Annotated in this window: 9 protein-coding genes; all 9 read right to left on the reverse strand. The window is 39.7% G+C overall.

Annotation, left to right across the window (positions count from 1 at the left end; translation table 11 throughout):
• Positions 1-45: 45 nt before the first annotated feature.
• Positions 46-2,235 carry a TonB-dependent receptor gene (locus tag DCO44_RS13800; RefSeq protein ID WP_116762856.1) on the reverse strand — a complete coding sequence of 730 codons (2,190 nt, stop codon included), beginning with the start codon at positions 2,233-2,235 and terminating at the stop codon, positions 46-48.
• A gap of 209 nt (positions 2,236-2,444) precedes the next feature.
• Positions 2,445-3,035, reverse strand: coding sequence for a GNAT family N-acetyltransferase (locus tag DCO44_RS13805; protein ID WP_116762858.1), 591 nt, complete (start codon positions 3,033-3,035; stop codon positions 2,445-2,447).
• 32 nt (positions 3,036-3,067) lie between these two features.
• Positions 3,068-3,685 (reverse strand): RraA family protein, encoded by a 618-nt coding sequence (locus tag DCO44_RS13810; protein WP_116762860.1) that lies wholly within the window; start codon positions 3,683-3,685, stop codon positions 3,068-3,070.
• The gene (locus DCO44_RS13815; protein WP_228157559.1) at positions 3,670-4,491 is read right to left on the reverse strand and encodes a (2Fe-2S)-binding protein; all 822 of its coding nucleotides are present in this window, start codon (positions 4,489-4,491) and stop codon (positions 3,670-3,672) included. Before DCO44_RS13815 ends, DCO44_RS13810 begins: the two co-directional genes overlap by 16 nt.
• A 15-nt stretch (positions 4,492-4,506) precedes the next feature.
• Complete coding sequence (locus DCO44_RS13820; protein ID WP_116762862.1) at positions 4,507-6,435, reverse strand: IucA/IucC family protein; 1,929 nt, start codon at positions 6,433-6,435, stop codon at positions 4,507-4,509.
• A gap of 2 nt (positions 6,436-6,437) precedes the next feature.
• Positions 6,438-8,288 (reverse strand): IucA/IucC family protein, encoded by a 1,851-nt coding sequence (locus DCO44_RS13825; protein ID WP_116762864.1) that lies wholly within the window; start codon positions 8,286-8,288, stop codon positions 6,438-6,440.
• A 23-nt stretch (positions 8,289-8,311) separates the two neighbouring features.
• On the reverse strand, positions 8,312-9,748 hold the full coding sequence (locus tag DCO44_RS13830; RefSeq protein WP_116762866.1) for a DHA2 family efflux MFS transporter permease subunit: 1,437 nt from the start codon (positions 9,746-9,748) through the stop codon (positions 8,312-8,314).
• 14 nt (positions 9,749-9,762) lie between these two features.
• A complete protein-coding gene (locus DCO44_RS13835) occupies positions 9,763-11,169 on the reverse strand; it encodes a lysine N(6)-hydroxylase/L-ornithine N(5)-oxygenase family protein (RefSeq protein ID WP_116762868.1) in 1,407 nt (468 codons plus the stop codon).
• Positions 11,162-12,952, reverse strand: coding sequence for an IucA/IucC family protein (locus tag DCO44_RS13840; RefSeq protein ID WP_116762870.1), 1,791 nt, complete (start codon positions 12,950-12,952; stop codon positions 11,162-11,164). The genes DCO44_RS13835 and DCO44_RS13840 overlap by 8 nt, the downstream gene beginning before the upstream one ends.
• Between the last annotated feature and the right edge of the window lie 521 nt (positions 12,953-13,473).

Here is a 13,473-nt window from a genome sequence, read left to right on the forward strand (position 1 = left end):
TAACCTTAATTACGGATACTTTCATGAACATAATTAATCAGGAACTTAATAATTAATGGTATAACTCAAGGCAAACGTTCGTCCTTCTGCAGGAATTGCCAGAAGTGAATTGGCATTCGTCACCGCAGCTTGTTGAGCAAATACGGTTTTATATTGCTTACCCCATACGTTATAAACCCCAAAATCGACTCGGCCTTTTGCCATTGGGAAGTGCGCCAACACATCCATCGTGGTATAACCCTTGATCTCTGCAGCACTGTTACTATCCGTGATTCCTGCAGCTTTTAACGCCAGATCATCTTTATAAGCTTTGTCTGTCCCTTTAATGGCTAACATTTGAGCGCGCACACCATAACCTTCAGCATTGCTCCATTCTGCAAATAAAGTGCCTTTGATTGGTGAAACTGCAAAAGCATTTAACTCATGCCAATTATCCGCAGCATCTTTGTACTGACCACGTGTATAACCCAAAGTTCCCCCCACTTTATAGTTGTCCATAAATGGATAACTCACAGTGGCTTCTGCACCATAAATGCGTTGATCGGTATCTACTACATTGACAGATCGGTCAGAGTTAAATTGCACGACTTTATCCGAAGTATTGTAGAACCCTGTTAAACCTAAATTTAGACCTGAATCTTGATTTAAGCGCCAACCAAGCTCATAGCTATTCACCGTAATTGGCTCAATGCCAGAAGTTGTTAAGGTATATGCTGCGACATCACGTAATACGCGCTGTACATCTGGATAGCTATAGCCTTGAGAGAAATTGGCATAAAGTTGTTGTGCATCTGTCAACTTGTAAACAGTCCCTAAATTGAACAGGAATTTATCTGAATCTGTCGAATCTGCCGCCATTAAGGTATAAGGCTTACGTGCTGTTAAATAACTGTCAGTATCCGCCTGAACATATTGATAACGCACACCTGCTTGAACATTTAAGCGATCTGTTAACGAATAATCGCCTTGTAAAAAAGTCCCAATATTTTGAATTTCTGTGTCTGGTCCTGAACCTTGTGTTTCACCTGTTGGCGTATAAACCAAACCTGTGTTGCTTGGTAGATAAAAGTCTGCCCACTGATGATCTTTTTCCCAATCATAGTCCAAACCATAAGTCAGTTTTAACTCACGATCTGCCACTTTCAAATCAGATTGTAAGGTAGAGCGAATCCCCGCATAGTCCACATTGGACTGGCTTTGTTTAACACTCACGCCATCTTTCGAGTAACCATAAGGAACAAAACGCGATTTCTCATTTCGATAATAGGCTTCTACATTTAGAATTTGCCCTAAGAAAGCTTGATTTTGATATTGCGTATTAAAAGCATAGCGTTCTGTGAATGGTTGCTTGTCTAAGCTCCAACCCTTAATCGCTTTTAATGAAGGTTCGGTATTTGTCTGTAGATAAGAATAATCAGGACCATATTCAGTATCTTGTTCATCTTTATAATATTGCGCACCAAAACTTAAACTTTGACTATCAGTCAAATTAAAATTCAGTCGTCCATTTACATCAATGGTATCGGTATCCATCGTGCTGCCCTGCCACGGGCTTAATGAAATACGATCTCCTCGACCATCAAACTGGGAACCGCGGTTGGTATAATCCACCCCTAAAAAGCCATCCACTTTGTCATTCGCAAAAGAAGCGGTCTGTCCAACTTGATAAGCCAGACTGTCACTACGGAAATTATCGGCGGCGGTCACACCCAATTTGGTCTGAAAACTAACAGGTTCAGATTTGTCTGCTCGTTTAGTAATAATGTTAATAATACCGCCTGTTGCTCCAGAACCATAAATGCTGGTCGCACCCGAAACGACTTCAATATGATCAATCATATTCGGGCTAATACTATTCAGTTGACGCGCGACATCACGTGATCCTGTTTGAGACACCCCATCAATCATCACCAGTACATTACGTCCGCGCATGGTTTGACCATAGTTACTGCTTGTTCCGCTGCTTGGCGCAAGCGAAGGTACAAGTTGCGCTAAAATATCAGCAACTTTACGACCTGTACCTGCCTGCTGTGCAATTTCATCTGCTGAAATGGTTTGGACCGTCCCCGCAATTTCCGCAATACTTTTTGGTGTTCGTGTTGCTGTCATGATAATCGTTGGGAGCTTCGCTTCGGCATTTTGTGTTTCAACACCTGCCGTAACGGAATCATCCGCATAAAGTTGGGTGCAAATTGCTGTTGTAAGCAAGCAAAGACTAAAGTGTGACAAGCGCATTTTTATTTCCAAGTAGTAAGTATTAATATTGGTGCAAATAGTAATCATTATTATTACTATTGTAAAAACTTTTATTTCAATTTTTTATTTTTTTTATGGATTTTAATCGGCTATTTATCAATAGAGTTGTAGGACTATGCTTCGTTTAAAATATAAGCTAAACAATGTCTCCCGAATGGAAGACATTTCTAAAATACCCACAATCTTTTCTATGAACGAGCTAATGCTCCACACCGTTCATAAAATTTGTCTCTAAAACAATGATATAAAATGGCTGTTTTTTCTAACATGTGAATCTTTTTCTGGGCTTCAAAAGCAATCTCATGGGCGACATATTCATAAGATTTCACATTTTCATCAGGCTCCCCTACAATTTTCTCTGCTGGAGAATGCTCAAAAATAAAATAACTCATCATGCGCATTACAGCTTTAAAATGCCCTTTTCCCACCACACTTTCTTCGCCCAATAAGATATGCCATCCTAAATCATGCTCTAATGCAGGATAATATAAGGATAACCGATCCCGTTTAGCCTCGTATATTTCTAAATAGCCCACATCCTGCCCTTCAATTTGAATAATATACAAACGTTGATGGTCATCAATCAGCATCTTCTCAAAATAGACAGCCAGCTCTAGTTCGGGTTTGTTCAGTTGCCACTGCGGGATGACATGAGGTGTATGCATCCATTTATAAAGCAATGGAAAATCGTCAGGTAAAACCACTGCGCGAAGTGCATAGGAAATCCCTTTTTCTGCATAAGAAAAATAATGGGGAAGACTTGAAGATAATGTTTGCATGGAAATCCTTTCTTTTTGTCTTAGACCGATATTTAAATGCTGTGATAATACTGTTCAGTTGGATGCTGGCTAAAAAACTGCTCTCTTTTTTGTTGTTCCAAAAGTTCCATTTGTTGGAATTTTTCTGAATGGAGTGCGGCCACTTCAGGCTTTAGAATGAAAACGCCATCTGCATCAGCAACGATCAAATCGCCTGTTGAAATGATTGAATCAAAATATTGAATATCTTGATCAAAGTCGACCAGACTTTCTCCTTCTGCTCGGGTGGTTAAACAACTCACCGCTTGAGCAAATACGGGAACTTTCATGGCACGTAAAGCACAAATATCAGTGACCGCACCAAGAACAATGATGGCGGCCAATTCATGGTAAATCGCTGCACGGTGACGTTGTTCTCCCCAACATGCACGGTAACCCAGTTTCCGCGCATCAATCACCAGTACGTCACCTGCTGCGCTTTCTAACAGTGCCTTGCGTAGCAGCATGGCATTCATGGAGTTTAAAGTGACCGTTCGCACCCGCCCTACAACATGTTGAACTGAATTAACTGCATGAATTTTAGGTAAATAACCCGTATCTAAAACATGTCCAATGGTTGAACTGGCAATATTGGCATACTGTGTAAATAAATGATTTAATTGATCTGACATGGGCTTTGATCTCTTTCTTGATTCTTTTTAGCTAGAGGGCAACTGCTGCAATATTCACGTTTGGATTCAGGGAGTTGAAAATAAAAACAGCACTTTTTCCTTAGGTAAGTTCCACTGTTTAACTTTCGTTTTTGTTCTAACAAAAGAAATGGATTTTGTTTTAAGCCAAAATATTCGGCAGGTAAATTTGATAAGAATTGGCGTTGCTGCAAAATTTTTGTCAAAGTCTGTTGAGATGAATTTTGTTTCTGCATCAGATCATAGAACTGTAAAATTCTGAGCGCTGTGTTTTCCCAAAGCAAAAACCTCTGCACTTTGGCAACTTTACTCATGACCTCAAACACTTGACTTAAATCATCAAAAATCCTCAGCATGGTTGCTTTATAGGTGTGTTGTTGTGTCCACCACGTATCCTTTTTTAAAAAGGTGGGTTTAATATTTAAATGACGGTCCCAATACCATGTCGCTGCTATTTGCACTGAAAGCGCAGACAACTCCCAAGGCAAACTCACCTGTTCCGTTAACAATGCGTATAAATAAGGAAATAACAGCGGAACTGCCCAATATTTCATAAACATTGAACCTGAACAGGTTAAGTTAACAGCCTGTATACGTGTTGAAAATTCAGTCAGTACAATTAAACACTGCTCAGGATCTAATAGATCGGCAAAACTACATGCATCGTGCATATGCAAATTGATTTGAATATTGAGCCTTTCAGCCAAAACATGGTTGGCTTGAGAAAGACCCAATGATTCAAATTCAGGCTCTGAGACAACATTTACGACAGAGATATGGGAACGCACGCTATACTGACCTGTTCAATCATTCTTTTCAGCAGTCTGCAACTTCTTGACGAAATTACAGGTTTGCCCCATACGACTTGGCATGCTCCCAGTTCGATTATCTTGCTCGAGTAAAGGGCGAATAAGCTGTTTATATGGCCAATGCTCTTTTTCAAATAAAATATGCTGTAAGGCTGAACGAGCTTCATCACTGAACGGCACAGTATTTAGAGCCTCCTGCAACGCTTGAGCCAAAATCTGCCATAACTCGAATGTATTGAGCTGATAATATTCAGCAACTGACTCCAATATGCTGGCTAAATTAACTTGTATCCCTAAGGTCTGTAGGTACAAAATAAGATCTTCAATCGAATCATGATAAAGCGTGATTCTGAAATCATGTGGGCTTAAATACTGCGGATCTTCCAAACCTTGTTGTTGTAGCCAAGGTAAATAAATGCGTAATGAGTCATGATCACGCAACATCAACCCAGCAAACTGACCCTGTTTGAGAACAATACAAATATTCTGACCATGAATTTCCCCCATTAATCCCAGACGGAAGAGCCTTAAATTCACGTCAAAAAAATCTCGACACAACATCTTGAAAGTCGCCATGATATTTTCTTTGGTCGACTGAAGTTTTTGCGCCTTTAAAATAAACTCAAATGGATATATTTCTCCCGCTAAACATTGTCCTAAACTGGCCATCGGAATAATTTGGTAAGGCTGTTGTAAGAGTTCAGCAGGAATACGGCGCCGTTGTACCGCTAAATGCATGGGCTGCTCATCAAATAAGGTCAAATTATCTGGAGTTAAATTTTCAAGCTGATGGGGTAAATATGCCCACCACTGATTTTCATCACACAACCACAAACGCGTGTTTAAAACCTCGTCCAGTTTCTTTGCATCTTGCAACAGCCTTTGGTTTTTTTGCCCATTGATCATTTTCACAATCGGCAAAAAACGCAGTGAACCCAAAGACTTCACTGCCAAAGGCAGCTTTAGGCTGTCCTGTGGTTTTGAGGCTGATAATAAGCTTCTTAAGGAAGAACTCGCATACATTTCGGTAGATTGAAATTCCAATGGAATCATCACGCCATCTAGCAATTCTTGAGTAAATTTCTCCGACAAAATATGCTTAAACTGCCAAATATGCATCGGTAAAACCAAAAACTCATCACCGATTTCTTTTTGATTTAATTCCTGCTCTAAGGCAGCATATTGCTCATGATCTAAAAAAATTTTAGCGGGTTGCTGGATTTCAATCTGCGTTACCGCCTGACCATAGACCAGTTTTGCTTTTTTAACTGCGACCCAACGCAAAGGAATAGGCTGGGAAAACTCTGGGCTAAATTGCAGATACTCCTCTGCCGAAAAACCATCTTTTAATTTGGCCAACGGATGATATGGACGATCCCTGAGTCCAGCATATTGTTCAAGTTGAATAAACAATTTGGCAGGACAATCTAAACCCCATGTTTCGGTACGAATCTGATGCTGTGCAGTGAGCTGACTTTGCATCATGCTCAGTTGCAGATCATCTCTAAATGTCTCTAACTTGGCAGTTTCACAGTGAGAAAAGTAGCCAAAACGCTGCATCACATCAAAAAAATCTAATGCACTTAATGCGCGTAATTGATAATTTTGCTCTGCCTGAATCCATACTTGGTAAGCAGGCATATGCGGTTGAATAACCCAATCCTGTTGAATTGCCTGCTGTAATGGAAGAACTATAAATTCTGAAAAATCGGCGTGAAATAAAAGTGCGAAAGAGGTTTGATCTAGATACGTCTCGAACAAAGCATTGAAATTCTGCTCAAAACGATCTTTTAACAGTGCCAATGCTTGTGGCTTAGTAAAAATGACATGCTCTGGAATATAACCTTCCACCAAAAAACTATTCACCAAATCCACCAAAATCATTTGGGTCGTTACGGTTGGTGAAAACAACATCGTATTCATCTTTAACCCTCTTGAGCAGTTGATTTGCGGAACTGATAAAGTGGATTGTTCACCAGACGAAGCTGTACCTCGCCATCGCCAAACAAACGTCTTTTGGTTAAAGATTCAATGCAGAACTGTGCAGCAAATACATCAAATTTTTCATATCTATTTTGATGTTCAGGATTTTGTTGTTGGAAATGATGAATGATGTTGGCCGCAATTTGCCAAAATTGTTGTTCAGGAAAATTGATTTTCTGCTGTAATGTCATCGCAATATCGCTGAGAGCAACGAAAAACAAACAGGCACAACTAAAATCTCGTACGGCATTTAAATCATCAGTCAAAATAAATGACATGCGATTGGCTTTTGCATGTTCTGCGGGTAAGGCATGTAATTGAGGATATTCATGAGGATGAGTTAAATGTTCTGGACTAAAGCGAACACCATCGTGAAAATCTTTTAAAATAATCCGCGTAGGCCAACCATTTTTATGCACTAAAATAATGTTTTGACCATGCGATTCCGAACCAATACCTTCTGCATGTAATAGAAATAAAATCGGTTGAATCACGACAGAAAGGAATTGTGTAAGCCACGCTTCCGTACCATATTTTTCTAGCCACGGTTGAATAAGCAACTGCCCATCACATTGAACATGACTAACACCATTAAGCGGAATAGCATCTTCTTCTGGCTTTAAATAAGCGTGAACACTTTCACGCCACAAACTCCCAATCGTGCCATAGGCTTGTTTGGCGTGTGACGTAGGTAATTTTGTAAAATCAACCGCAGTGGCATGCACTTCTCTTAAAATTGCAAAATCTAAAGACTTTGCCAGTTCACTATTTTCGATTAAACGCTGTAACCAATCCGTAATTAACGGACCATTCATTGCAGCATGCGCAGCCAAAATTCGTGAACTGGAAGTATTGGTTAAATTCATTGCAAGTTTAATGTAGGGCTTTTCTGGATGCTGTAAATTGGTCAAAGTTCTTAAGGACTGTTGCGCAATGTACGCATCACTTCCGTGACCTAAATAGACAATTTTTTGTTGCGCAATTTCTTCAAAGAATGTATGAACCAGCGTATTTTCCCATTGCCAAGGATGTACGGGTAGCCATGTATATTGGCTGATATTTAAATCCTGAGCTCTCAAAGTTTGAGCAAACAGCGCTTGATCTTGCTCAGTTAGTTGTTGCTGTAAAAACTGTTCCGCATGAATAGACTTTGAAGCATTTTCTGAAAGCAAGGAATGATGAATGGCTAGCCATACCAAGTGGATCGGTTGTGCGTATTCCACCCCATATTTCAGGTTGTCCTGTAAGCTAAAACCAACACGTGACTTGTAACAAGGGTGATAAGGATGCCCATCCATTAAATATGTTTCTAGAACATCATAATTGTACTGTGTCGCAGGAAGTTGAAATTGGTTTTGACAGTGTTGCGATTGCACATCATGAATAAATGTCCGTTTTAATTCATAAATGAAATCTTCCAATTTAGCTGCATTTGGAATCGCACGGACAATTTCCTCAATCACTTGATTTAGTTGTGCCGCTGACTGTTGTCCTGCATGGTCTTGACGAATCACCTCTTGTTCATCCAAACGGACTAAACAAAAGCTCAGATAGTGCTTGCCTGCTGCACGGTACTGAATTTCTTTTTGATTTTGATCGAATGCTTGGATGATAAATACGTCATTTTCAAATTTTGCATCAATCACTTCTTCAAAAATTAAAGCCTGAAGCAATTGTTTGATGACACGTTGTTCTACTTTCTTCATTGCAGTTTGATCGGATTGTTGCCAAGCTAAAGTTGCGACATAAGAGGCATTGTTTTTGTTCGTTAATGTGGGATGTAAATGACCCATAACCGATTCCTTCATATTAAATTTTAAATGTGTATGTGTTGCTGTTTTTGATGTGGAAACTTCCATGCAAAAGGCAGGGCCAAGAGCGTTATGCAGGCGCAGAAGAAAAATAGCTCTTGAATGACTTGCCTTTGTACAATGGCTAATTCAGGACTTTCTAAGAAATTTTGCGTCTGTATTTGCAAATAAAGTGCAGCAATCACAACCGCAATTGCAGCGCAAAGCCTACGCAATAAGTTATTTACAGCCGCACCATGTGTCACAAGTTCTGGATTGGGTAAGTGATTCAGTCCTGCTGTGGTCGCAGGCATATAAGACAAGCCAAATCCCAAACCATGCATCACCATGCAGAGCATTAATAAAACGATAGAGTGATTAGCTGCCAACCCTAAGCCGACAAAGGATATTGCGGTCAGCACGATACCCACACTTAACAGCCGTTTTGCCCCATGCTGATCTAAATAGCGACCAGCACGTTTACTACACAAGCTGGTGGTTAAGGCACTACTCATGAGTAATAGCCCTGACCAAAGTGGACTTAACTGCAAACTATTTTGAATGAGTAAAGGAATCAAAAATAAGCTCAAAAATAAGCCGATGGTATGCACAACCGATAACATCAAACTGTAATTAAACTCACGACTTTGAAATAAAGACCAAGTAATAATGGCATCTGGCTTTTTTCGGCTAGCCCAAAAAAATCCAAACCCTGCAAAACCACTCAGTCCCAATAACCACCAGAACGTGGGCTGATAGACATCCTGCAATTGTTGAATGAGACTTAAGGCCAACACGAAGCAAATAATGAAAATTGACAGTAATCCGAAACCAAGCCAGTCAAATTTTAAATTTTGAATGGCGAGTTGCCGAGGCAGATAAAACCACCCCATGATTAAAGCAATGATTGCCAATGGTACATTTAATAAAAATAAGGCATGCCAACTGGACACAGCGAGCATCAAGGCACCTAACATTGGACCGCAGGCTAAGGTCAGCATAATCATTGCTCCCCATAGCCCCGTTGCTGCACCCCTCTGTTCTTTCGGCGTAACTGAAAAAATAATTCCCAATGACAAAGGAATCATCAGCCCACTGGCAAATCCTTGTAAGGCTCGAACCGTTAACACGGTCTCAAATTGCGAAGCGAAAGCCCCGAACATCGAGCTCAACATAAAAAGACTTAATGCGGCTAAATACACACGACGCTTGCCCCAACGCTGACTGAGAAAACCAGTCAGCAGCAAGCTTAGACTCATGGTCAAAAGGAAAATCACCATGACCCAACTTACTGTTGCTTCAGCAATTTGGAAATCTTGCATCAGTTGAGGAATAGCAGGATTAAAACTACTGTTATTAATACTTACTGTACCTGTACCCAGCATCACTGAGAGCATAACGCAACGTTGCGACACCAAAGCATCAGAAGTCGCGAGAGAATCTAACTTTGACATTTCAGCCATGCCTATTCCCAGCCCTACTTCATCAAATATTCAGGGTAGTGATCCGCAGCTTTTCTTGAAATCTGCGATGACATCACATCCGTACGAGCATGGGTTTTAGATATCGCACTCTTCGCAAATGGACGATCAGATTCTTGGTAGTGAAAATCCTGAAAACTTTGTCGCCCTTCGATATTAAAATAAGACTCACCCAAAATCTGATTGGCAATTTTTGCAGAACGAAAAGCCCCTAATCCTAGGTCAGGTGTACCCACGCCATGATGTCGCAAATCAGTATTCTGAATATAAATTTTGCCTTCACCTTGATAGTTCAGTTGATGGTGTTCATTGATCTCCCAATGATGTTGTCCATCTAGGGGAATATCACGACTCAACTTAGTTAAAAAGTCTAACGAAGGATATTGATAACCTGTTGCCGCAATCACCATGCTGGCTTGAAGGTTTAAAACTTGCTGTTTCTGGGTTTGGAAAAATTTCAGTTGAACACTTTTTCCGTTGATTATTTCAGCATTTTCAAGCTGATGATGTCCTGCAATCGTGACATGTATCTCTGCATCTCCAATGCTACGCTGATATAAGCGCTCATAAATATCACGAATGGTTTTAGCACTAATGCCTTTATATAAATTTGCCTGTGTCACAGGTAAAGTATCTTTGAGTTTTTTAGGCAAGTGATAAAAATACGACATATAGTCTGGGCTAAAACTTTCCAAACCGAGTGGCGTATTTTCCATCGGGAAAAACCCAGCCGAACGCGTCAGCCAATATAAATGAAATCGTGATTGACCCGTTTCAGGATGTATTTGCTTATCAAATAAATCTATGAATATCTCAGCGGCAGACTGACCTGAACCAATCAGGACTACATTTCCTGATAAATGATCCTTACACTGATCGATATAATTTGATGAATGTATACACTGCTGTGTCTGCTCAGCCACCCGCTGTAGCGGTTGCGGTAACTTAGGTATAGTGCCTGTACCTAAGACCAACTTTTGGGTTTGTTGAACCGACAGACGACCTTTATACTCAGTAATCACCTGAAAACCACCTGAAATAGGTGCGATGTCTGTTACGCGGCTTGCAAACTGTAAATTACGTAATTGTTTGACCACCCACTGGCAATAGTGATTATATTCTTGCCGTGGAATATACATATTTTCCCGAAAATAAAACTTATATAAACGCTGATGGGCTTTTAAATAATTCAGAAAACTATAGGGGCTGGTCGGTTCGACCAAACTGACCAAGTCTGCCATGAAGGGAACTTGCATCATCGCATTCGGCAACTGTATTCCTGCATGCCAGTCAAACTCATGCCGCTTATCCACAAATTGATATTTGAGTGAAGCATGTTGATTGAGCAATGCAGCCAAACTTAAATTAAATGGCCCTAAACCAATACCGATAAAATCAAGCATGTTCAGTCTCCACTACAGTTTGCGCAACATACAGTGGGTTTTTTAAATTGACATAAATCGACTGTTGAGAAATATCGGCTTGTAGTTCATCTAGTTCATACAAGCGCGTCATCAAATTGCCCTTATAAGGGAATGTACTTTGATGTAAAACTGTCTTGAGCAGTTGGCTTTCAGGATATTTTTGATACGCTTGAGTTAAATAAGATTGTAATTTTTCAATCAGTTGCTGTTCTTGAACTACCCCCGTTATGCCAATTGCATTAATCAAACCAAATAAGGTATTTCCAATAAAGTAATATCGGAAACGCTCATCCACTAAAGCCTGTGGGCAAACTGCCTGACCCTCTGTCGCCAAGGTCGGAAAACGTGCCAAAATTTCGTTGGCTAACTCTTGAATATAATAAAAACCTTGATTGTCTCTAAACCAAACATTTTTTGGCATTCCATCTTCAAGTTCAATCAGTGTATTTTGCTGATGAGCTTCAAATGCCATACCAAACTCGTGATACAACTCCATAAGGGGTAAAATTGTAATTTCTAAAAAGCGCTCGAACCACTGTAAAGCCACATCTGTTTGACTCAGTCCAGTCTGCGTTGAAACTTCAGCAAAAATTTGACTAAAACGATTTTTAGATTCAAACGGATGATCTTGGCACAACGAAGCAATACAGGTTACATCATCACTTTGCTTGAACGGATTTTCCCGTAGAATACAAATGGTTTCATCCAGAACTTGACCATTCACTTTTAATGCAATCCAAGCGGGGTCGCTGATGGTTTGTAATCGTGGATTACGCTGTCTAAAATCTGAAAGACAGTCATCATTCCATAATTGGTAGCTCAATAAACCGCGATGGCACTCTTTATAGAGATTCACACGAATCGAATTGGTCACAGCCACAGTCATTGAAGCCTTAAACATCCAAGGTGCTTGCTCACTATATAAAGTTCGCACTGATGTCGTCGCCTTAACATCCCAACCCAAAGCACCAAAATCAATTAATTTCCCTTCATGTAAAAGCTGTTGATACCAATCTTTATCTTTTAAATATCTGGCCTGCCATGGATGCAACGGCAGCAACGCGTAATCAGGATGCTGCGCCATTTTTTCATGATGATAAGTATTAAAGTATGCTGCTAAATCTTGTTTTAATTGACTTGGAATCGATAAATTATGCGCATTATCATGAATGACATAATCTGGATGCACATATAAAAAATGCATTTTGAAGGCGGTCTGAGTTTCTGGCGAATAACGCTTCCAATCATCTTGTACAAAACCCTGACGGCTCTTTGGTGAGGGATGCATACTATGTCCAAGGACAAGTGCTTGCTCACTTTGAACAAAGTTTTGCTTCGGCGCAATGACTTCATCCATTTGATCTTTTCGATGAGTTAAAAACTGTTGTAATGCCCGACGGCTTTGAATCCAGCACTCCAATAAAGAAGAGGTATCTAACGCCTTTTCATTTTCTTTTAGGGTTAGATTTTCTAATAAATTGGCAGCCAAATTTACAGCACTAATTTTTAAAATTTGATTGTCTTGCTCAACCCATGGTAAATCAGCCAAACGATGCCGACCCACTTTACTCATATATTCAAGCGGTGCATAAACATATCCAGCAATGCTATCCAAAGGAATACACACCAAAACCTTGCTCTGACCCTGCTCACGTAAATGTTGTGATTGCTCGGTCACAGGAATCAAATGTCCATTTCCTGTTTCTTGTAGATATGAATTAATTAAATGTTGTAAAGCGATCTTATCCGTAATTGATTTCATCGTTATCACTTCTATCTATTAAGTAAAAATAGTGTGAGGCATAAGATATACTGATCAATTTAAAATGTAAATGATAATTACTATTAATTACACCATCATTTATAGTGATGTATATCCTATTCCAGATATCATCAATAAGATGTGTTTCTCAATACAAAATTTAATAATGACAATAGAAGATGTTGTGCAATAGTTTAATGCTTTGTTGTACTTAACAAGACTTGCTAAGCCCGTTGCCTCTACGATACATACGACTTTCAATATAACAATTTCACGAACCTCTGCCATTCATAACAGGTATATAACTAACTTACTGTTATTTCAGCATACGCTCCTTGAATAGAGCTGCACCACTTCACATAAGACGACATTCACTTAGCATTTTACGACACTGCTTGAGTGAGGGTTTTAATAGATGGCTATTCAGTTGAGATCAAAACTTGAAATTCTTATGTGTCCCTAGACGATATAAAACATGGAATTATTGAATTAAACCACGCACAATATTTTTTTAATTGGGA

Origin of the sequence: Acinetobacter sp. AM (assembly GCF_003105055.1) — a bacterium.
GTDB classification, from domain to species: Bacteria; Pseudomonadota; Gammaproteobacteria; order Pseudomonadales; family Moraxellaceae; genus Acinetobacter; species Acinetobacter tibetensis.

Coding starts and splice junctions, on each gene's coding strand:
- DCO44_RS13800 (WP_116762856.1), bottom strand. CDS start 2,235: ATGCGCTTGTCACACTTTAGTCTTTGCTTGCTTACAACAGCAATTTGC.
- DCO44_RS13805 (WP_116762858.1), bottom strand. CDS start 3,035: ATGCAAACATTATCTTCAAGTCTTCCCCATTATTTTTCTTATGCAGAA.
- DCO44_RS13810 (WP_116762860.1), bottom strand. CDS start 3,685: ATGTCAGATCAATTAAATCATTTATTTACACAGTATGCCAATATTGCC.
- DCO44_RS13820 (WP_116762862.1), bottom strand. CDS start 6,435: ATGAATACGATGTTGTTTTCACCAACCGTAACGACCCAAATGATTTTG.
- DCO44_RS13825 (WP_116762864.1), bottom strand. CDS start 8,288: ATGGGTCATTTACATCCCACATTAACGAACAAAAACAATGCCTCTTAT.
- DCO44_RS13830 (WP_116762866.1), bottom strand. CDS start 9,748: ATGGCTGAAATGTCAAAGTTAGATTCTCTCGCGACTTCTGATGCTTTG.
- DCO44_RS13835 (WP_116762868.1), bottom strand. CDS start 11,169: ATGCTTGATTTTATCGGTATTGGTTTAGGGCCATTTAATTTAAGTTTG.
- DCO44_RS13840 (WP_116762870.1), bottom strand. CDS start 12,952: ATGAAATCAATTACGGATAAGATCGCTTTACAACATTTAATTAATTCA.